The organism is Frankia sp. CpI1-P (assembly GCF_001421075.1).
In the GTDB taxonomy this organism is placed as follows: Bacteria; Actinomycetota; Actinomycetes; order Frankiales; family Frankiaceae; genus Frankia; species Frankia torreyi.
In genome coordinates this window covers 62,846-83,890 of sequence record NZ_LJJX01000013.1, presented here as the reverse complement: position 1 = coordinate 83,890, position 21,045 = coordinate 62,846, and the positions used below count along the sequence as shown (strand labels likewise).

General features: G+C 73.9%; 10 protein-coding genes and 12 pseudogenes. All 22 read right to left on the bottom strand.

Annotated elements, in window-relative coordinates:
• Window positions 1-288: 288 nt before the first annotated feature.
• Window positions 289-679, bottom strand: a pseudogene (locus tag FF86_RS46140) (molecular chaperone DnaK); the annotation flags it as partial.
• A gap of 1 nt (window position 680) precedes the next feature.
• The coding region (locus FF86_RS11305) for an Hsp70 family protein (protein WP_313954320.1) at window positions 681-2,802 on the bottom strand (2,122 nt) is incomplete at its 3' end.
• Between the two features lie 376 nt (window positions 2,803-3,178).
• A partial coding sequence (gene meaB, locus FF86_RS11300) for a methylmalonyl Co-A mutase-associated GTPase MeaB (protein WP_242418569.1) occupies window positions 3,179-4,116 on the bottom strand: 938 nt, incomplete at its 3' end.
• Window positions 4,117-4,205: 89 nt separating this feature from the next.
• Window positions 4,206-5,537, bottom strand: a pseudogene (locus tag FF86_RS46135) (methylmalonyl-CoA mutase family protein); the annotation flags it as partial.
• A gap of 1 nt (window position 5,538) precedes the next feature.
• Window positions 5,539-5,608 (bottom strand): annotated as a pseudogene (locus tag FF86_RS46130) (hypothetical protein); the annotation flags it as partial.
• Between the two features lies 1 nt (window position 5,609).
• Window positions 5,610-5,988, bottom strand: a pseudogene (locus FF86_RS46125) (methylmalonyl-CoA mutase family protein); the annotation flags it as partial.
• 1 nt (window position 5,989) lies between these two features.
• Window positions 5,990-6,455, bottom strand: a 466-nt coding sequence (locus tag FF86_RS46120; protein ID WP_242418568.1) for a methylmalonyl-CoA mutase family protein, incomplete at its 3' end; no start/stop codon positions are given.
• Window positions 6,455-8,250 (bottom strand): annotated as a pseudogene (locus FF86_RS11290) (methylmalonyl-CoA mutase subunit beta); the annotation flags it as partial. The pseudogene FF86_RS11290 and the gene FF86_RS46120, both read right to left, overlap by 1 nt.
• Before the next feature lie 204 nt (window positions 8,251-8,454).
• Window positions 8,455-9,690, bottom strand: coding sequence for a type IV toxin-antitoxin system AbiEi family antitoxin domain-containing protein (locus tag FF86_RS11285; protein ID WP_044884484.1), 1,236 nt, complete (start codon window positions 9,688-9,690; stop codon window positions 8,455-8,457).
• Between the two features lie 198 nt (window positions 9,691-9,888).
• Entirely contained in the window at window positions 9,889-11,085 is a 1,197-nt protein-coding gene (locus tag FF86_RS11280; protein WP_242418567.1) for a lipase family protein, read from the bottom strand.
• Window positions 11,086-11,280: 195 nt separating this feature from the next.
• Window positions 11,281-11,592, bottom strand: a pseudogene (locus tag FF86_RS46115) (SCO family protein); the annotation flags it as partial.
• A 1-nt stretch (window position 11,593) separates the two neighbouring features.
• The coding region (locus FF86_RS46110) for an SCO family protein (RefSeq protein WP_242418566.1) at window positions 11,594-12,006 on the bottom strand (413 nt) is incomplete at its 3' end.
• On the bottom strand, window positions 11,961-13,298 hold the full coding sequence (locus FF86_RS11270) for a glycoside hydrolase family 6 protein (protein WP_236705406.1): 1,338 nt from the start codon (window positions 13,296-13,298) through the stop codon (window positions 11,961-11,963). The genes FF86_RS11270 and FF86_RS46110, both read right to left, overlap by 46 nt.
• Window positions 13,299-13,465: 167 nt before the next feature.
• Entirely contained in the window at window positions 13,466-14,713 is a 1,248-nt protein-coding gene (locus FF86_RS11265; protein WP_044884533.1) for a glycoside hydrolase family 6 protein, read from the bottom strand.
• Between the two features lie 183 nt (window positions 14,714-14,896).
• Window positions 14,897-15,826, bottom strand: a pseudogene (locus tag FF86_RS46105) (galactose oxidase-like domain-containing protein); the annotation flags it as partial.
• A 1-nt stretch (window position 15,827) separates the two neighbouring features.
• Window positions 15,828-15,989: pseudogene (locus FF86_RS65830) on the bottom strand (galactose oxidase); the annotation flags it as partial.
• Between the two features lies 1 nt (window position 15,990).
• Window positions 15,991-16,501 (bottom strand): annotated as a pseudogene (locus FF86_RS65825) (galactose oxidase); the annotation flags it as partial.
• A gap of 104 nt (window positions 16,502-16,605) precedes the next feature.
• Window positions 16,606-18,502: pseudogene (locus FF86_RS11255) on the bottom strand (glycosyltransferase family 2 protein); the annotation flags it as partial.
• 1 nt (window position 18,503) lies between these two features.
• A pseudogene (locus FF86_RS62165) lies at window positions 18,504-18,661 on the bottom strand (hypothetical protein); the annotation flags it as partial.
• Window positions 18,662-18,729: 68 nt separating this feature from the next.
• Window positions 18,730-19,047 (bottom strand): annotated as a pseudogene (locus tag FF86_RS46095) (glycosyl transferase); the annotation flags it as partial.
• Window positions 19,037-19,729, bottom strand: a complete 693-nt coding sequence (locus FF86_RS11250) for a hypothetical protein (protein WP_242418565.1) — start codon at window positions 19,727-19,729, stop codon at window positions 19,037-19,039. The gene FF86_RS11250 and the pseudogene FF86_RS46095, both read right to left, overlap by 11 nt.
• A 488-nt stretch (window positions 19,730-20,217) precedes the next feature.
• Complete coding sequence (locus tag FF86_RS11245; RefSeq protein WP_044884480.1) at window positions 20,218-21,036, bottom strand: sulfite exporter TauE/SafE family protein; 819 nt, start codon at window positions 21,034-21,036, stop codon at window positions 20,218-20,220.
• Window positions 21,037-21,045 lie beyond the last annotated feature (9 nt).

Below are 21,045 nucleotides of genomic sequence, written 5' to 3'. Positions count from 1 at the left end.
GTGCCGTGACGCTGGCCNCCTCCCGCACCGCCTTCTCCGCCACCACGATGGATCTCGACACGAGCACCGTCTCGTGGGAACCGACACTCACCGTGGCCGTTCCCACGAACGTGATCGTCGGCACCTACACCTGCACCGTCACCCACTCCGTCGCCTGAGAGTCCGTGATCTGAGAGTCCGTGACCTGAGAGCCGGCAGGCTCGCCGCACCGTGCGACCGCCCGGCCGGCGTCCCCCACCCTGCCACGCAGATCAACCGGCCCGCACACGCTGCGGGCCGGTCGCCTGGTCAGGCGGGTACCGGTCCCACCCCCGTCGTCAGCTTCTCCAGCCTGGCGACGTTCTCCCCGACCGTGTCGTCGCTGCGCGGCACGTAGTGCGCGTCGAAGGCGATCTTGCGACCATTCTCCAGGAAGTAGCGCAGGAAGGCGGCGGTCGCCGGCCGACGCAGCGCGTCGGTGCGGGCGTAGACGAACAGCGGCTTGCACAGCGGCAGGTAAAGCCCGGTGCCGACGGCCACCGCGGTCGGCGCGACGCACCCCTCGCCGTTGTTGATCTCCACTCCGCGCAGCCTGGCGCCGAACGTCTCGTAGGTGGGGTAATCCAGGAAACCGATGGCCGACCGGTCGCCGGCGACGTCGTTGGCGACCCCGCTCAGGTCCACCTGCCGGTAGGCGCGGNAGCGGTCACTGGCGTCACTGATGGTCGCGTTGAAGACCTCCGCCTGCACCGAGTCGTGGGGCGGGCCGACGAACGCGATCGGTTCGTCCGGGAACGAGCTGTCGATCTGGCTCCAGCGGGTCACCGACGAGTCGGCGCCCCAGATCTGCTTGACCTGCTTGAGGCTGAGGCAGTGCAGCCAGGTGTTCTGTGGATTGACCACGATCGGCAGGGTGTGGTGCGCGACCTCGAACCCGACGACCTGCTTCGCGCATCCGGGATCCTTGACGATTCCCGGGGTGAGCTCGAAGGAGGCGTCGGCGAGTTCGGCCTTGCCGCTGCACAGGGCCGCGAAACCGTCCTCGGTGCTGGTCGCCTCGATGTTGACGGTGACGTTGCGCTGGGTCTGGCGGAACTCGTTGTAGGCGGTCTCGGTGATGGGGGCGACCTCGGAGGAGCCCGCGACCCGCACGAGGTTCGTGGCGGCCGGCGGCTCGGAGGTGGGACTGGACGACGGTGGAATCGGATCCGTGGTCGGGAAGGCTCCCCCGACGGCGGCCACGGAGTCCCCGCCCGAACCCGAGTCGCGCCCCGTGAGCACGACTCCGGCGGTCGTCCCGATGGCGACGAACAGGACGGCGATGATCGCCGCGGCCACCATGACCCGACGGGACCCGAAGATCCCGCCGCCGCCTCCCTGCGTGGCGCGATGCGACCCCCCGGCGTCCGCGGCGGCGCCCACGGGCGCACCCGCTGCGTCCGCGGGGAGCAGTCCGGTCTCGTCGGCGCTCGCGGCCGCGGCATAGGCACCGGGGGCCGCGCCCGGCTGGCCGAGCGCACCACCGCCGCCCCCACCCGGCAGGCCGGCGGCGCCATGACCGCGACCGGCGTCCGGTGTGAGCACGGTGGCCTCGCCGAAACCGGGTGAACCGCCCGCCGCCCCGTAGGGGCCCGGAGTCCCGCCGTCCGACGATCCGGCGGCGACCGCCGCCCCGCCCTCGCCGGCTGCCCCGCCGGCACCGGCCCCCGGCGGCGGCGTCCCGCCCCCGGAGAGGAACGGCGGCAGCGACGTGAGGCTGGAGGCGTCCGGCGGGCGGATGACCGCGGTGACGTCGTACGGCTCCTCGATGGCCCCGGCGCCCGCCGCTCCCACGGCACCGAACACCGCCCCACCGGCCCGGGCGGAACGATCGGCGAGGTCGGCGGCGATCAGTGCCGCGCCCATCGCCACGTCCGCGTCCGCGCGGTGCTCGATCCGGCCGATTTCCGGGAAGGCGGCACGCAGCCGGCGCGCCACCAGCGGCAGATGCGCCACCCCACCGGACATCAGGATGCGAGAAAGGTCGGCGGGGTCCGCCGGCACCGAGCGCAACGCCCGCCGGAAGGTCTCGACGGTGTCGTCGACGGTCGGGCCGGCGAGCGTCTCCAGCTCGCCGCGGGTCAGCGTGACCGAGGCGTCGATGCCGGGCAGCTCCACCGCCAGGTCGACCTCGTCCTCCTCGGCGAGGACCTCCTTGGCCTGCGCGGCCTCGCGGCGCAGGCGGGCGAGCGCGACACGGGTGGCGGCGTCGGCCCGGTCGAGGTGCGCGGGCGCGATGCCGGCCACGGCCAGCACCCGGTCCACCAGCAGCTCGTCGAGATCGAGGCCGGCGCCGTGACGCAGCCCCGCCGGCGCGCCGACGAGCTGGAACCCGAACGGCGAGAAGGACAGGACCGCGGCGTCAAGGAAGCCCGCGCCGAGGTCGTACCAGCCGACGAGGTCGACCGTCTGGGTCACCGAGCTGCGGGCGAGCAGCGTCCCCATCGCGTCGGCCGCGGGCAGGGCCACGACCGGCAGCTCCAGCCCGGAGAGCTGGGTGATCGCGTCGGTGAAGGTCTCCCGCCGGCCCGGGGACCAGAACGTCGGGAAGGTCACCACCACCTGGTCCGGGAGCCCGCCGAGCTGATCAACGGCCAGGCCGACGAGATGGGCGACCAGCCGGCCAAGCAGACCCTCGCGGCTGTAGGCGGCGCCGCCGAGCAGGATCGGGCCGCCGTCGCCGAGCCGGCGTAGCAGATCGGTCGCCGACCGGGCCGGATCGGCCTGGGCGCGCCGGGCCGCCGCGCGGGCGAACTGCAGACCGCCGCCCGGTGGCGCGAACACCACCGACGGCAGCCGCCGCTGCCCGCCGAGTTCGAGCACGCGGGGCCAGCCGCCGTCCGTGACCGCAACGATCGTGTTCGCGGATCCGACATCGATACCGAGCTGATAACTCACCGCGACTCCCGAAAACCACACGATCACCGAGGCACCCCGGGGCTCCTGGACCGCCCCCGACCGCCGGAGCTCTCGCCCCTCTAGATGGTGCGATCATCGTAGACGCTTGACCAGGCAATCTTCGTGTCCGGTGCAAGACAGCGAGGAACTGGAGCCAAAGCGAACCGCGGGGCGGCGTGGGAGTTATCGCCCGGTGCCGGAGGGTGGTGCAGGGTCGCCGAAGGCGGCGAGGATCGCGTCGGCGGCGAGGGCGGGGGTGAGNGTGCCGTCGCGGACGCGACGTTCGAGGTCGGGGGCGATCTCCCGCACGCGCGGGTGCGCCCGCAGCTCGGCGAGCAGCCGGTCGTGGACCATCGCCCAGGTCCAGTCCACCTGCTGGCGCCGGCGGCGGGCGGCGAGCTCGCCGGAGGCGTCGAGGGTGTCCTGATGCTTGACCACCTGCGCCCAGACGGTGTCGAGGCCGGTGCGCTCGGCGGCGCTGCAGGTGAGCACCGGGGTGTTCCAGTCGCGCGGCCCCGAGGAGCCCTGCAGCATCCGCAGCGCCCCGGCCAGCTCGCGGGCGGCGCGGCGGGCGTCGAGCTCGTGCGGGCCGTCGGCCTTGTTCACCGCGATGACGTCGGCGAGTTCCAGCACGCCCTTCTTGATCCCCTGAAGCTGGTCGCCGGTGCGGGCCAGGGTCAGGAACAGGAAGGTGTCGACCATGTCGGCCACCGTCGTCTCCGACTGGCCGACGCCGACCGTCTCGACCATGACGACGTCGTAGCCGGCCGCCTCCATGACCACCATCGCCTCCCGGGTGGCCTTCGCGACCCCGCCGAGGGTGCCCGCGGTCGGCGACGGTCGGATGAAGGCCGCGGGGTCCACCGACAGCGCGGCCATCCGGGTCTTGTCGCCGAGGATGCTGCCGCCCGTCCGCGTCGACGACGGGTCGACGGCGAGCACCGCCACCTGGTGGCCTCGCCCGGTCAGGATGGTGCCCAGCGCGTCGATGAACGTCGACTTGCCCACGCCCGGCACCCCGGTGATGCCGACGCGGCGCGCCTTGCCGGCGTGCGGGAGCAGGGTCACCAGCAACTGCTGGGCGAGCTCCCGGTGGTCGGGCCGGCTGGACTCGACCAGCGTGATGGCCCGCGCGATCCAGGTCCGCGACGAGGCCAGCACGCCGTCCGCGTACTCGGTCAGATCGATGCGCCGGGTCACGACGTCAGCGACGCCATAGCCGGCGGCGCCGGTGCCGGCCAGGCCATAGCCGGCGGTGCCGTTGCCAGAGATGCCACAGCTCGACCGGTTCAGGCGGCGGAGTGGCCGAGCTGCGCCGACAGGGTGGCGAGCAGCTCCAGCGCCGCGTCGGCGATGACCGTACCCGGCGGGAAGATCGCCGCCGCCCCGGCGGCCCGCAGCTCGTCGAAGTCGCCCGGGGGGATGACCCCGCCGACCACGATGAGGATGTCGGACCGGTCCAGCGCGGCGAGCTCCTCGCGCAGCGCGGGCACCAGGGTGAGGTGCCCGGCGGCCAGCGAGGACACTCCGACGATCTGGACGTCCGCCTCGATCGCCTGACGGGCGACCTCGGCGGGCGTCTGGAACAGCGGGCCGACGTCGACGTCGAAGCCGATGTCGGCGAAGGCGCTGGCGATGACCTTCTGGCCGCGGTCGTGGCCGTCCTGGCCCATCTTCGCGACGAGGATGCGCGGCCGGCGGCCCTCCTGGCGCTCGAACTCGGCGGCGGCCTCGCGGGCGGCGGCGACGTTCCCGGCGGGTCCCGCCTCGTCCCGGTACACCCCGGAGATGGTACGGATCTGGCCGGAATGGCGCCCGTAGACCTTCTCCAACGCGTCCGAGATCTCGCCGACCGTCGCCTTGGCGCGGGCCGCGTCGACGGCCAGCGCCAGCAGGTTCTGCTCCAGGCCGGGACCGCGACGGCCGTCGCGGGCGGCGTCCGCGGCCGCGGTGAGCGCGTGCAGCGCCACCTCGACCGCGGCCGGGTCACGCTCGGCGCGCAGGCGGCGCAGCTTGTCGATCTGTTCGGTACGCACCGCCGAGTTGTCAACCTTGAGGACCTCGATCGCCTCGTCGGCGGCCACCCGGTACTTGTTCACGCCGATGAGCGGCTGGCGGCCGGCGTCGATGCGCGCCTGGGTACGCGCCGCGGCCTCCTCGATGCGCATCTTGGGGATGCCGGCGTCGATGGCCTGCGCCATGCCGCCGGACGCCTCGACCTCGCTGATGTGACCCCACGCCTTGCGGGCCAGGTCGTAGGTGAGCCGCTCGACGTAGTGGCTGCCACCCCACGGGTCGATGACCCGGGTGGTGCCGGACTCCTGCTGCAGCAGCAGCTGGGTGTTGCGGGCGATGCGGGCGGAGAAATCGGTGGGCAGCGCCAGCGCCTCGTCGAGGGCGTTGGTGTGCAGCGACTGGGTGTGACCCTGGGTGGCGGCCATCGCCTCGACGCAGGTCCGCACCACGTTGTTGAACACGTCCTGGGCGGTCAGCGACCAGCCGGACGTCTGCGAGTGGGTGCGCAGCGACAGTGACTTCGAGCTCGTCGGCGAGAACTGGTTGACCAGCCGCGCCCACAGCAGCCGGGCCGCGCGCAGCTTGGCGACCTCCATGAAGAAGTTNATCCCGATCGCCCAGAAGAACGACAGCCGCGGGGCGAATGCGTCGATCGCCAACCCTGCGCCCAGGCCGGNGCGGATGTACTCGACGCCGTCGGCGAGGGTGTAGGCGAGCTCCAGGTCGGCCGTCGCGCCGGCCTCCTGCATGTGGTAGCCGGAGATGGAGATCGAGTTAAACTTCGGCATCTTCTGCGAGGTGTACGAGAAGATGTCCGAGATGATCTGCATCGACGGCTGCGGCGGGTAGATGTAGGTGTTGCGGACCATGAATTCTTTGAGGATGTCGTTCTGGATGGTCCCGGCGAGCTGCTCCGGAGCCACCCCCTGCTCCTCGGCCGCCACGATGTAGAGCGCGAGCACCGGCAGCACCGCGCCGTTCATGGTCATCGACACGCTCATCCGGTCCAGCGGGATGCCGTCGAAGAGCTGGCGCATGTCGAGGATGGAGTCGATGNCCACCCCGGCCATCCCGACGTCCCCGGTGACCCGCGGGTGGTCCGAGTCGTAGCCGCGGTGGGTCGGCAGGTCGAAGGCGACCGACAGGCCCTTCTGGCCGGCGGCGAGGTTGCGCCGGTAGAAGGCGTTGGACGCCGCGGCGGTGGAGAACCCGGCGTACTGACGGATCGTCCACGGCTGGGTGACGTACATCGCCGGATAGGGGCCGCGCAGGAACGGCGCGATCCCCGGGTAGGTGCGCAGGAAGTCGAGCCCGGCGGTGTCGGTGGCAGTGTAGAGCGGCTTGACCGCGATGCCCTCGGGGGTGTCCCAGGTCAGGGCGTCGACGTCCTTGCCGGTCGCCGCCTCCAGCGCGGTGCGCCACGCGGCCTCGGGCGTGTCCGCGCCGGCCGGCGGGCCGCCGAGCTCCACCTGGGAGAAGTCCGGGATGGCGGCGGAGGGCCGGTTCGAGCTGTCCACGGACATCAGCGCACTCCCGCCTCGGCCTGCGTCGCCTGGAGCACGGCGACCGCATTGCATCCTGTGAAGACGTACCCGTCGATGCCCGCCTCGGCGTCGGCCTGGGCGCGCGAGCCCGGCTGACCGGCGAGCCACACCTGGCGGGCGCCCGCGTCGCGCAGCGCCCGGGCCACTGCGGCGGCGTGCTCGGCGTACACCTTGTCGCCCGAGCAGAGGCAGGCCACCGCGGCGCCGGAGGCGGCGAAGGCCGCCGCGATCGCGGCCGGGTCGGTACCCGGGCCGGACGTCGGGGTCTCGAACCCGCCCGCCTGGAACAGGTTCGCGGCGAACGTGGCGCGGGCGGTCGACGCCGCGGCACTGCCGAGGGTGGCCAGGAACACCACCGGGCGGGCGGCCGCCTCGGCGTGGGTGTCGGCACGCGACCGCAGCGCCTCGAAGTCGGCGTCGTAGTGGATCTCGGGCAGGCCGGGCGTCCCGTCGATGGTGGGACGCTCCTCGGCCGGGGCCGGAACGCGCTCGGGCAGGCTCTCGGCCAGGTTGGGGAACTCGCTGACGCCGGTGAGGGGATCGCGCCGGTGGGCGATCGCCTCGGCGCGCCTGGCCCAGGTGGCCGCGATCCGCTCGGCGACGAGACCGGAGCGCAGGGCGGCGACGATCCCGCCGGCCCGCTCGATCTCGGTGAACCAGGCCCAGGCAGCCTCGGCGAGCTCGGCGGTGAGCGACTCCACGAACCACGAACCACCGGCCGGATCGATCACCCGGATCAGGCTCGACTCCTCCTGCAGGAGGGTCTGGGTGTTGCGGGCGATCCGCCGGGAGAAGTCGTCGGGCACGCCGAGGCGGGTGTCGAACGGCAGAACCGTCACCGCGTCCGCACCGCCGACGCCGGCGCCGAAGCAGGCCAGGGTGGTGCGCAGCATGTTCACCCAGGGATCGCGCCGCGTCATCATCGCCGCCGAGGTGACCGCGTGCTGGTGCTGGGCGCGCTCGGCCGGCTCGGCCCCACACACCTGTGCGACCCGGGACCACAGCCGGCGCGCGGCCCGCAGCTTCGCGATGGAGGAGAACTGGTCGGCGGTGACCGCGTAACGGAACTCGAGCTGCCCGAGGGCCTCGGGCAGACTCAGCCCCGCGTCGGTGAGCGCGCGCAGGTAGGCGACCCCGGTGGCCAGCGACGCACCGAGCTCCTCGGCGTCGCTGCCGCCGGCGCGGTGGTAGGGCTGGGCGTCGACGACGAGGGCCCGCACGCCGGGAAACTCGGCCACGCAGCGCGCCGCGAGGGCCGCCGCCTCGGTCAGCCCCGCCGGCCCGTCCGCCGGCAGACCCGCCCGCGCGGCCAGGCCGATCGGATCGGCGCCGAGGCTGCCGGCGAGCTGCGAGCCGGGCACGCCGCGGGCGGCGGCGAGGCGGAAGAGCTCCTCGGCCGCCGACCGGGTCTGCGCGCCCGCGTCGAGAACGACGGGGGCGAGGTCGAGGTAGACCTCGCCGAGCACCGTGGCCAGGGCGCCGATCGGCAGCCCGCCGGAGCCGAGGCGCAGCCACAGCGACGTGACGCCGTTCTCCAGGTCGGTGAGAACGGCATCGGCGGCGGCCTTCGCGTCGGGACCGGCGTGCAGGGCGCGGACGTCCCAGCCAGTGGGGCCCGCGCCCTGGGGCCGACCACCCCGCACGAACGGCGCGAGGCCCGGCAGGCCCACCCCGCCGGCGGGCAGGTCGTCGGCGGTGTAGAGCGGTCGGATCAGCGGGCCGTCATAGGTCCGCGTGGCCAGCAGCTCCTCGACTTCGCCGGCGGCACTCGACTNGGTCGCCACGCCGGACTTGCGCAGGACGNCCAGGACGAGCTGCTGCCACTCGGCGCGGGTGGCCTCCGGAAAGTCTGCGGCCAGCGACAGCCCGGCCGATGGAACGCTCATGTTCCGGATCGTAGGCGTGGGACGCCCGGGCGGCTTGGAATGTACTTCCTGTCACAAGTCCTTGCACGCCTTTGTCCGGATGGTGGCAATACTCACGAGGCCTGCCGTTCCGCCTCGTCCCACGCCGTGGGGGAGGCGAGGAACCGGTCGACGGCGGCGACGATCCGCTCCGGGTACCAGGCGACGTCCAGCGCGCTGAACCGCAGCACCGCCCACCGCCGGGCGGCGAGCAGGTTGCCGCGCAGCCGCTCCAGGTGGAACGCCTCGGCGGAGCTCGCCGTGGTGTACGTGTCGGCCTCCACGTCGAGCCGGTGCTCCGGCCAGGCGAGGTCGAGCTTCGCGATCGCCTGGCCGCCGCTGTCCTGGACCGGCCACTGCAACTGGGGCGGCGCGAGCCCCGCGTCGGCGAGCAGCAGCCGCAGCCGGGTCTCGAGCGCCGACTCCGCCCGCCCGTCGGCCAGATCCCACCAGTCCTGCGTCGGCCGGAAGCCCCGCCGCCCGGCCGCCGCCTCGCGGGCCGCACGCAGGTTCGGCACGACCCCGCTGTGCAGGGCGGCGTCCATCTCGGTGACGGCGGCCTCCCGGCTGGGCGCCGCGAGCACGAGATCGGCGAGGGTGCGCGCCGGCGAGGTGACGGGAATCCCGGCCAGGTCGACCTGTTCGCCGGCGCCGAGCTCGGTGAAATGCAGCCGGATTCCCCGCGGCTGCGCCCGCGTGAGCCGGGGCGGCAGCAGCAGGTGCACGGGCTCGGCCGGATTCTCCGGCTCCCCACCGGGAAACCCGAGCAGCCGGGCGGCGGTGATGTTGCAGACGACCGCGTGCGGACGGCCGACGAGTGCCGCCCGCACGCGCGCCGACAGGGGAAAGGGAGGCGGCGCGAACACCCCCGGGCAGACGCCAGCGGGGGCCGCGCCACCGGGGACCGCGGCGGCGGGGACCGCACCACCGGGGAGCACCGGGAGGAGCGGGCCGCCACGAGCGGCGAGGTGCCCGCAGTGCCATCCATCCTCGGCGACCGCAGGAGGCTCGTCGGCGAACGGCGCCGGCTCCGGCGCCCAGCCCGAGCCCCGCCGCTCGTCGCCGGGCCCGGCGACGTCCTCGTTCAGGGGGACGACCGGGACGACGAAGGCACCGCGGACGGGGTGGCTCCACTGATCGGACTGGACGAGCTGGCGGAGCTGACCGCGAGTCAGGCCGACGGACATCGCCTGCCGGAACGTGATCACCCCGCCCTGCCGGCGGGCCAGCGCGACGGCGGGGTCGAGACCGGGGTAGCGGCGGACGACGGGTCGGGTCGGCGGGGTCGAGGCCGAGCGGGAAAAGGTCATGAACCGAGAATCCAACAGAATCGACCCGCCAGCCAGAGGCAACATGAAAGCTGTGGATAACCGTCGCGGCGGTGGACGGCGAGCAGATCACGAATCCCCCGAACAGNGACAACCATTTCCCGTATTCGCCGCCTCCCTATTCGAAGAAATGGTCGGGGAATGGCATCCGGCAACTGGCGCGGCGCGGCGGTGTGCGGGTCAGCAGTTCCCGTGCGTCGGGAGGCCGGCGAAGCGGTCGGCGAGGAACCGCAGCGCATCCTGCGTGCGCCCCACCCCGTCGATGTGGTCGCCGGGGAAGGGAGCCCAGGTCACCGCGACCCGCCGGGTGCAGTACTCCGTCCGCAGGCGCGCCGCCTGGCCGAAGGCGACCAGACTGTCCGACGTGGCGTGGTAGAGGTAGAGCGGAATGCGGGGCGCCACCCGTCCCAGGGTGTTCTCGGCCAGCCGCGCCCGCCAGCGCGGCAGCGTCATCGGATCGGTGGTCGTCAGGTCGGCGATCCGCCTGCCGGCGAACCCGGTGACCAGGGCCAGCGAGCAGGCGGTGCGAACGGCGGCGAACACGCTGCGGCCGGACGGGGTCAGCAGCGCGTTCAGCCGCAGGTCCGGATAGGCCGCGTCGAGGCCGACCGCGGCCGCCAGACCGAGCCCGGCGGCCCCCTTTCCGTCCAGGGCGCGCCCGACAGCCCCCAGGTCGGCCGGCACGCCACCGGCGGCGACCCCGCGTAGGTCCAGGTCCGGCGCGTAGGCGGGGGCGAGCTGCGCCGCCCACACCGCGGCTCCCCCGCCCTGCGAGTAGCCGGTCAGCCCGACCCGCCGATGCGCCGCGCCGGTGAGCCCCGCGACCCGCGGGGTGGCCCGCACGATGTCGAGCAGGGCGTGCCCCTCGGCCGGCCCGACGACGTAGGTGTGCTCGCCCGGGGTGCCGAGCCCCTCGTAGTCGGGCACGGCGACGATCCACCCCCGGCCCAGCGCCTCAGTGATCGCCCCGACGGCGAGGTTGACGCCCACGGCGAGTCCCTTCGACGCCGCGCAGTCGTCGCCGAGCCCCTGGGTGCCGGGCGCGTAGCCGAGGATCGGCGCGTCGCCGGCCGGGTGGACGGGGACGAGCACGGTGCCGCTGACCGCGATCGGCCTACCGAGCGCCCCGCTGGACAGGTACAGCACCTGGACCACCCGCGCCCCGGCCGTGGCGAACGGCCCCGCCGCCGGCACGGGACGCGACCACAGAACATCCCCGGCACGGCCGGCGGGCAGCGGCACGGGCGGGCGGTAGAACCCCTCTCCCGCCGGCGGGGCCACCGGGCCGAAATAGCGTGGCCGGTCGGCCGGGCCACCGGTCGGCGTCCGGCCGCCCGACCCGCAGCCGACCAGCGCGGGCACCAGGACCAGCACCACGAGCGCCCCTGCCAGTCGCGGCCGGCGCCCCGGTGACCACGGCGACGTCCCCGACCTCGGCAGAACACGCCGCCGGGAAGCACCCGACCGCCAGGAAGCNCCCGACCGCCGAGAAGTATCCGGCTGCGTGCTGTCCGGCATCCGGGCCGCTCCCCTCGCCACCGTCGCGTGGCGCCGGGCGGTCGGGCCCCGCGCTCAGCTCTCTCCCGCGAGCAGCAGCGGGATGTCGTGGGCGTAGTCGGCGACGGCGGTGCCGGCGAGGTAGCCGACGCGGGCGACGCCGTCCGGGCCGATCGCCGTGACCTGGCTGCCGTGCGGCACCACGATCGTGCCATCCGCGGCCGGCGTCGGCGTGCTGAAGGTGACGCCGGCCGTGTCGGCGAGTCGGGTCACCGCCGTGGCCGGCCCGGTCAGGCCGACGAACGATCGGTCGAACTGGTCGAGCCAGTGGCGCAGGACCGGACCCGTGTCTCGGGCCGGGTCGGTTGTCGCGACGACCACCCGGACNCGGGCGCGCTGCGCGGGGGTGAGCAGACCCACCGCGGCGGCGAGGTCGGCGACCGTCGTGGGGCAGACGTCCGGGCAGGAGCTGTAGCCGAAGAACAGCAGGGTGAGCCGGCCATCGGCGGCCGCCGGCAGGGTCCACGGCCGGCCGGTGGTGTCGGTGAGGGTCACGCCGGGCAGGCGCACCGGGGGGTCGAGGCGCACGCCCCGCACCCCGGTGGCCCCGCCGACGTCGTCGAGGTGTACCGGTCCCCCGGCCGTCGACCCCGAGCCGCCTGCGGGCCCGCAGGCGGCGAGCAGGCCGAGCAGCGCGACGAGGCAGCCGAGCAGCACCGCCGCGCGGCCCCGCCCCGACGGCCCGCCGCGCGTCGTCACGCGGCCCTGCTCGCCAGGCCCATGGCGTAGTCGAGCCACCATCCGCCGGCGGCCGGACCGCCGTTGCACGCGCCGTCCGACTCCCCGGGCACCTTGATCCACAGGTAGGCGTCGGCTCGCGGATTGCCCGTCCGGTCGGTGGGGGCCACGCCCAGGCCTCGGCCGGGCGGGTTGCACCAGGCGTTGTCGGCGGCCGGCCCCCGACCGTTGCGAGAGGTGTCGACGACGTAGTGGGCGGTGCCGCCGAGGGCGGCGACAACCGCATCGCCGTAGGCCGTCTCGTCGGCGGTCTCGTCGAAGTTCGACACGTTGAGGGCGAAGCCCCGGGCGCGGGCGACGCCGGCCTGCCGCAGCCGGGCGGCGGTGTCGGCGGCCGAATGCCAGGATGCGTTGCCGGCGTCGAGGTAGACCTCGGCCCCGACCGCGGCGAGCTGGTCGACGGCGTAGCCGAGCATCGCGTACCGGGCGGTGGCGGCGGCCGGTGCCAGGCAGTCGATCTGGGCCAGGGCGTCCGGCTCCAGGATGACCGCGGCGGGACCGGAGCCGATGCCGGCGGCGAAGGCGGCGATCCACGCCCGGTAGGCGGACTCGCCGGCGACCCCGCCCGCCGACTGGCCGCCGCCGCAGTCGCGCTGCGGGATCGCGTAGGCGACGAGCACGGGCAGCGCGCCGGCCGCCCGCACCACCCGAACCCGGTCGGCGACGCGGGTGCGCACGGTGGCGGGATCCGGGTCGCCGAACCAGTCGGCGTGGGAGCGGCCGGCCAGCCGGGACAGCGTCTGTGCCCCGGCGGGATCGGTCTGGCGCAGCGTGCGCACCGCCTGGGCCGCGTCGCCGGCGGGATCGACGTAGAGGGTCGCGGCGGCGAACGGGTCGCCGGCCGTCGCACCGACGACCGCCGGCAACGCTGCGGCGTCGGCCGGCGCGCCGGAACCCCCGGTGCCCGCGGCGGTGAGCCCGCCCACCGCGACCGCCGTGCTGGCCGACGCCACCGGCCGGGTAGCATGGGCCGCCGGCGCGAGTGCCACGCCGGCCTTCGCCACCTGGACCGTGCCCGGCGAGGCCGGCGTCGGATCCGGCGGCGCCGGGGCAGGGGTGAGGGTGACGACGCCCGGCTGCGCGGCGACCGTGCTCGATCCGCCCGAGGACCCGTAGGCCGGCTCGATGACGAGCTGTTCGAGCCCGAAGCCGGCGCACACCATGAGCGCCGCCAACGGCCAGAGCAGCGCGAAGAACCGGCCACGATGGCCCCGTGGGGCGCCCGCGGCCGCCGCGTCCCGCCCCGCCGACGGGGTGGGACGACGATGACGGCGGTGACCCGAGGCGTCCGACACGCGACCTCCGAATGCACGCGACCGCGCGGTGTTGACGCGCAGTGCCCCGATGTCGGAAAAGAGCATATCGACGGCCACAATGGCGACACTCCGGCGGGTATCGGGCAATCTTCCGTACCGGGAGACTTCCCTCCCCCGTCCGGGGGGAGCGCATAACCGGCCGGCGTTCAGCCCGCGGCGTTGCGCACGAGCTCCGCGGCCTGTTCCGGCCACCACGTGCCCGCTGCCGGATCGCCACGGCCGCATTCCCCGTCGCTCGCGCCGGGCGTCTTCACCCAGAGGAACGCGTCCGCATGCGGATATCCCGTGCTGGTCGTGGGTTTCTCGCCGAGGCCGCGTCCGGGCGGATTGCACCACGCGTTCGTCAGCCCGACCGCCGGGCCGCGGCCGTTGCGGGAGGTGTCGACGACGTAGTGCGCCCCTCCGACGAAGCGGGAGAGGACCTCGGCGCGAGCGGCCTCGTCCTCGGTGCGGTAATAGTTCGCCACGTTGACGGCGAAGCCGCGGGCGTGCGCGATCCCGGCCTGCGCCAACCGCCCGGCCATGACCGCCGGGGCGATCCAGCCGCAGTTCGCGCCGTCCAGGTAGACGCTGGTCGCCGGCAGCGTGCCATACACGTCGACCGCGTCGCGCAGCAGCGCGTAGCGTTCGGCCGCCTGCGCGGCGTCGAGCTGGTCGATCTGCCCGAGCGCATCGGGTTCGAGCACGATGACCGCCGCCGCGCCGCCGATGCCCGCGGCGACCTGGCGGGTGAACTGGCGGTAGGCGACGGCGTCGGGCAGCCCGCCGGCGGAGAAACCGGCTCCCACGTCCCGGTGCGGGATGGCGTAAACCATGAACACCGCGGTGGCTCCGGCCGTCGCAGCCGCGGCGGCCCGGCGGTGGACCTCGCCGACGACGTCGGTGATCCAGTCGCCGACCGAGAAGGCGGACGAGGTCTGGACCAGCGGGGCGATGGCCGCGGCGTCGGCCGGATGGGCCTGCGCCTGCTGCGCCGCCTGGCTGGCCAGGTCGACGAGAAACGGGCCGCGGGGCGCGCGGCCCCGGGCGACGGCCCCGTCGGCGGGGAGGGAGGAAGCGGCGAGGGAGGGACCCGTCCCGGCGCCGCCGCCCGCGGGGCAGCGGGTCGGATCCGGGGCGGGCACCGCGGTCGTGACAGCGCCCACGCCCACGGCACCGCCGGCCCCGCCGGCCGACTTCCCGCCGCCGCCCGGGCCGCACCCGACCAGCGTGACGACCAGCGCCGCGACCAGTGCGAAGACGGCCGCGACCCCGCGGGGACGGCCGCAGGCGCACGGGCGCCACCCCCGCACTCCCTGGCCGCGCGGGGCAGGGGCCCGTCGCGGCCAGCCCGGCCACACACGGTCGCCGCCCGGCGGCATGGGAACGGCGGCCCGGGACCTGGACGTCGGCACGAAGGCACTCCTCTCGACGGTGGCCTCGCCGACCTCGGCGTGGGGCGGTCGCCGCGGGGCCCACTCCCCCGCCGGCCGCGACCCCGCCGCAACCGCGCCGCGACCGGCTGACCGACTGGCCGACCGACCGGCCGACCTGCCGACCGACCGGCTGACCGGCGCCACCGGCCGCGGCGGCGGCCGTCAGGGGGTCACGTGCACCCAGGTCGCGACCGACGGCACGTTCGCACCGTTGTCGACGAAGAGCATGTACCAGTCACCCGGCAGAACGTTCGGATTGTCCGGCACGCTCACGGTGACCGTACCGTCCGCCTGTGCCGTGATCGGCAACGCCACCGACCGTTGCTCGGTGTCGGTCACGTGGGTGTAGGCGCCGGGCCGCATCAGCCGGACCTTGCCGATCTTCTGCGAGGCACGCAGCGTGATCGTGGTGCCCCGGGTGATCGTGCCCGGGGCACCACTGATCACCGGACGCTCCCCGGCGTACAGGTAGGGCGGCGAGTAGACCTCGACGCGGGTGTCGAACGTGTTGTCGTCGCTGAGCGGGTTGGAGCCGAAGACCGCGACCCGGCCGTCGGGCAGCAGCAGGTACTCGGAGTGGTAGTCGCGGCCGACGTGCGGGTCGGCCACCGGGCGGAACGCCTTCGTCGCCGGGTCGTAGATCTCGGCGGTGAGGGTGTCCTTCGCCCGGTAGCGCCGCGACCCGCCGGAGACCAGCACGGTGTCGTCGGGAAGCAGCACGGCGCCCGGGTACCGCTTCGGCGAGCTGAGGTCCGGACCGCGCTGCCAGGCAGGTTGCGGCGCGGACAGGTCGACGATGGCGGTGCGATCGGTCGCCACCTGGGTGTCGCCGACGCCCCCACCGCCGATGAACATCACCTTCTGGTCCTGCGCCGGGGCGAGCAGCACGGTGCCGGCCGTCTCGTTGACCTCAGGCAGCGGCAGCCCGGGAACGGCCTGGAACTGGTTGTTCGTCAGGTTCCACAGCCCCGACTGGCGCGCCTCCAGCGACGCCGGCCCGTAGCCGGCGTTGGCGCCGGAGAAGAACAGCCGCCCGTCCGCGGTGAGCAGCAGCGACGGGTAGGTCGGGAATTCCTTGACCAGCTCCGGATGNTCGATCCAGGCCGAGCTCGCGATGTCGAAGGACTCGGTGTTGCCCGGGTCGATGTCGCCGTTCTCGTTGAGTCCGGAGACGGCGACGACGGCACCGTTGGCGAGCGTGACCAGCGTCGGGTACCAGCGGGCATGCTGCAGGAATCCGGTCTTGACGTACCGCNGGCTGATCGGATCGAACACGTAGGAGTCCTTCAGCCCCTCGTATTCCTTTTTCTTGCCGTCGGGGGCGTCCTGGGCCAGCACCTCGTAGGCCTTCGTCCCGCCGGCGATGAGCAGGTCGCCGTTGGGCAGGAACGCGTGACCGGCGCAGAAGACGTCCCACGGCGTGTAGATCTTCTGGAAGCTGTTCGCCGTCGGATCCCACAGGATGGTCTCGAACCGCTTGGCGTCGAAGTTGTTCTTGTCGTTGCCGGAGCCGGCCATCAACAGAACCTTGCCGGTGCGCAGCAGTGCGGCATGGATGGACCGCGAGCCGCTGTCCGCGACGATGTCCCAGCGCCCGTTGTCCCGCATGTACGCGGGCTGATGGGAGCGCCACTCGTCGTATCGGTCGGACGCCCAGGAGTCCATGTACGGGAAGTTGCCGGCGAGGACGACGAGCACGATGATCGTCGCCTGCAGGAGCCGCCGACGCCGCCGGGAGGTCGTCGGCCGGGCGACGACGGGGGCCATCCGCGGATCGTCGGCCGGCGCCGGTGCGCCGAGCGCGTGCAGGTCGGAGACGGTCGGCGGGTCGGGATCCGGCGACGATCCGGACCGCCTTGGACGGTCGGCCATCAGCCCAGCTCCTCAAGCGTGCCGTCCAGGGTGACGCGGCGGCGGCGCGGGGTGAGCCTCATCGTGACGTCCTCGACGTAGGCGGGCAGCTCGCCCGCGGCGGACACCCCGGCCAGCTCCTTGCGCGGGGTCAGCATGGTCTCCTGCTCGGCGTAGACGGGCTCGTCGTCGGCGTAGGCGGGCAGGTCGGCGGGCAGTTCGGCCGCCCGGCGCTCTCGGCGCCGCTCGCGCCCGTCCACGGGCCGGTCTTGGCCCCGCGGCGCCCGCTCCTCGGGAGCAGCGGGCAGCGTGCGGGTGATGACGGTGTCCTGATCGACGCCGCCGGCGCGAGCGCTGGCGCCGCCGCTGCCGCCCAGGCCGACGCCACCGGCACCGGCACCGGCACCGGCCGCCACCCGGGCCGCGGCGGCGGCCGCCGCGGGGGCGGACAGCAGGATGGTGGGACCGTCCACGCCCGTGGAATCGCCCGCCCGGCCGGCCGCCCTCGCCGGCGCGGCGGCCGCGGCCTTCGACCCGACGATCGTCAGGGTCTCGTTGCCGATGCCCGCCGCGCCGGCGCCGGCCAGCCCCGCGGGGATCGGCACGTGCTCCGTCGCCGGGTCGGCGAACGCCGCGACGACGGCGGCCGGCACCTCCTCGGTGATCGGATCGAGGGCCGACGGGTACCCGGCCGCGGCCGCGCGGACGGGCGCGGACCGGGCCGACCCGACGGTCTGCGGCGCGCGGCGCGGCGCCGGCACGTGCGCGGCGGGCAGCGGGTTCGGCGCCGCCGCACGGCGCGGTGCGAGGATCGGTTCGAGGCTCCACAACCCGATCGGCAGCAGGCAGATCACCAGCGACAGCGAGACCCAGACCATGTTCGCCGGGTACAGGTGGCCGAGCGAGGCGGCGGCCGCGATCGACCCGGCCGACCAGGCCGCCCAGAACAGGTGCTTGCGGAAGGTCAGCAGCCGGTCCGGGCTCGCCTGGTCGCCCTTCGGCGTCACGACGAAGCCGAGCTTGCGCCGGAAGACGGCCCCGACCAGCGCGGTCGAGTAGAACGGCGTGCACAGCACCGACACGAAGATGCCGGACATCCCGGCGCTGCCCGCCTCCTCGTGCGGGCTGGTGTTGAACCGGCGCAGCCAGAAGTAGAGCAGCAGTCGGGCGGCGAACACGTCGATGTAGAGCGCCAGCCACGCCGAGACGTGCAGGACCACCCCGGTGGAGCCGAGCGCCATGTACGTCGTGGTGAGGATCATGCCGAGGATCCAGGTCAGAGCGACCGTCGGGTAGTGCAGCATGAGCGTGGCGTAGTGCAGCCGCGGGCCCCAGGCAAGCTTGCGCATCCGACCGGCGGCCTCGGTGACGAGGACCTCGTTGGCACCGCGCGCCCAGCGCAGCTGCTGGCTGAAGAAGTCCGTCCAGGTGGCCGGGCCCTCGCCCACGGCGATGACGTCCGGGGTGTAGACCGAGGTCCAGCGGTGGTTCGTCTGCGGGTTGCGGGCGCCGTGGACGGCGAAGGACGTCGCGAGATCCTCGGTGATCGAGTCCTGAAAGCCGCCGATCTGCCGCCAGGTCTCGACCCGGTAGGCATGGTTCGTGCCCACGAACATCCCGGCGGCGAACCGGTTTGCCGCCCGCTGGACGACGGAATGGAACATGTAGTTCTGCGCCTCGGCCCCGCGGGTCAGGTAATGACGGAAGTTTCCGTAGACCTGCGGGCCGACGACGAACGCGACGTTCGGATCCCGGAAATAGCCGAGCATGCGTTCCGCGAAGTTCGGCAACGGAATATGGTCCGGGTCGACGGAGAGCACCACGTCGTAGGTGTCGCCGTGCGCGTCGAGCCAGGAGTTGTGGTTACCGTGCTTGGTCTTCGCCCGGAACCGGCCGCGAGCGGTGTTCCAGCGCTCCNCACCCTTGCGGGAAAAGTGGTTGACCCCGATCTCGGCGCACATCGCGCGCACGGCCGGGTCGTCGCCTTCATCGAGCAGCCAGACGTCGATCGTCGAGTCATGGCGGATGTTGCGGGCCGCGATGAGGGTGTCCCGGACGACGTCGAGGGGCTCCTTCNCCGNCACGATCGTCGTCGTGAAGGCGACGCGCAGACCCCGCGGCGGTCGCACGGGCACCGGATTGCNCATGATGTACGCCGACCAGCACAGGGTGATCGAGTTCAGCAGTCGAATACCCTCCGTGACCACGATCAGCCAGAACATCACGGCATTGCCGACCTGCACGGCGGTCGGCAGGTACTTCGCGTGCGGATAGTGCTCCGGCTGGATCAGCCAGACGAAGAACAGCGACGACAGGCCCACAGTAGCGATGAGCTGCGGCAACACCTGGTAGAGCGCGCGCCCCACCATGATCTTGCGGTAGGCGACGTGGTACTCCCCGCTGGCGGGGGGCTCCAGGAGCGGTCCGGCGAGCGTCGAGAACGACGCATAGTCATAGGCCATGGTCGACCCCGCGTTCCGCGGCACCGTTGCCGCCCGGGATCCCACCGGGAGCCGCCGGACCCACACCGGACACCTCGGCGGACACCTCTGCGGACGCGGGCCCGGAGACAGGGGCGAAGCCGGCCTGCGTCGCTCCGACGGAGCCTGCCCATCCGCCGGCCGTCGACGCCTGAGCCGCCGCCGCGGCCCGGCGGGTGAGCTGCAGCCAGCCCGCGGCCGCCAGCACCACCACGATGCCAGCGACGGCCGCGACCCACAGACCCGCGCCGGCGGTGCCCGCCGCGACCGGCTCGTCGGTCTGGAACGTACCGATGCGCAGTCGGCCGATCGTGTGCACGAGCGGGTCGGCGGCGTGCAGCCGGCTCAGCGCGAGACCCGTGACGGCGGCGCCGAGCAGGGCCAGCAGCGCACCGAGCGCGGCCCGGCCGCGGCGGTGCGCCAGCACGCAGACCAGGGCCGTGAGCAGGCCGAACGCGACCACCAGCGGCCCGGCCGGACGCAACTGCCAGCCCGATCTGGAGACCACGAGCAGCGCCGAGCCGCGGTCCGACAGGGTCGCGCGCGCCCAGGTGCGCGGCACGGAAGCCGCGGCGATCAGCCCGGCGAGGGCGCACAGCGCCAGCGCCCGGTCCGACCAGCGCGCGACCCCGGCCGACGGGCCGCTCGGGCCTCGGCCGCTCACCCGTGGCGCCCCCGGCCGCGCCGCGCCGGCCCGCCCGACTGCAATCGGTTCATCGTCGAACACAAGACCCCTCCCAGCGGACCAGCCACGCGCGTCGCGTCGGCACTCAGACCGACCGCGCTGGCGTACCGCAAAACCGCGCCACCCCCTGGCGCGACAGGACCCACCGACCCCGCGCGGATCACGCCTGGCAGCAGCCCCGCTGATAGACGCTCAGCGGCGCGATAATGTTGCGCCATCCGCACAGGATTGCCGTTACGTGAGCGTTCCTCGGGAACACTGCGTACACAGATTATGCGGGGGCGCCGAATACGGCTCCGCCGGGCCCGGCTCGTCGGGCTGCCATTGTGACAGTGACGTGAGAGTCATTCGAGGAGCGGACCGGCAAGATTATCCGACGCGGGTCGGGACGTTGTCCGGCCGGTTGCCCCGTGATGAGATGGCCGGCCGTGAGATGGCCCGCGGTGAGATGGCCNGCGTGGCGCTGATCAGTTCCGGATGATAAGCACGATCGCCACGCCGACCCCCAGCGTGATCACCGCCGCACGCAGGAGAGCCGGGCGCAGCCGCCGGGCGATCCGGGCGCCGAGCAGGCCGCCAAGCAGCGAGGCGACGACGAGGATGCCCGCGAATCCCCAGGCGACCTTCGCGGTGATGAGGAAGACCGCGACTCCCACGGCGTTCACGCCGAAGGCGAGCAGCGTCTTGAGCGCGTTGGTGCGTTGGAGGTCGTCGACGAGCAGGATCCCCAGCACGCCGAGCAGCAGCACCCCGAGCCCGGCGCCGAAATAGGAGCCGTACACGCCGGCCACGAAGATCCCGATCCGGGTGGGCCAGGTGACCGTGTTCCCTGACCCGCCGATTCCCGCCGCCGAGGCAGCCGGGACCGGCGGGGCGGTCGTGGCCGGGGCGGCCGCGGCCCGCCGCCGCGCCACGACAGCGGCCAGCCGGGTCTGCGCCGCCAGCAGCAGACAGGACACCAGAACGAGGTACGGGACCAGGGCCCGAAAGCTGTCCGACGGGGTGGCCAGCAGCACGACCGCGCCGACGATCCCGCCGAGCATCGCGGGCGGTCCGAGCGCCCGCAGCCGGTCAACCTGGTCGGCGAGCTCGCGGCGATAGCCCAGCGCACCGCCGGCATAGCCGGTGAGCAGGCCCACCGAGGAGGTGATGTTCGCGGTCAGCGCCGGCAGCCCGGTGGTGAGCAGGGCCGGAAAGGCGATCAGCGTACCCCCGCCGGCGACGGCGTTGACCGCTCCCGCCAGCAGACCCGCCCCGGCCGCCAGCAGGGCATCGGCTGGACCCACGCATCCTCC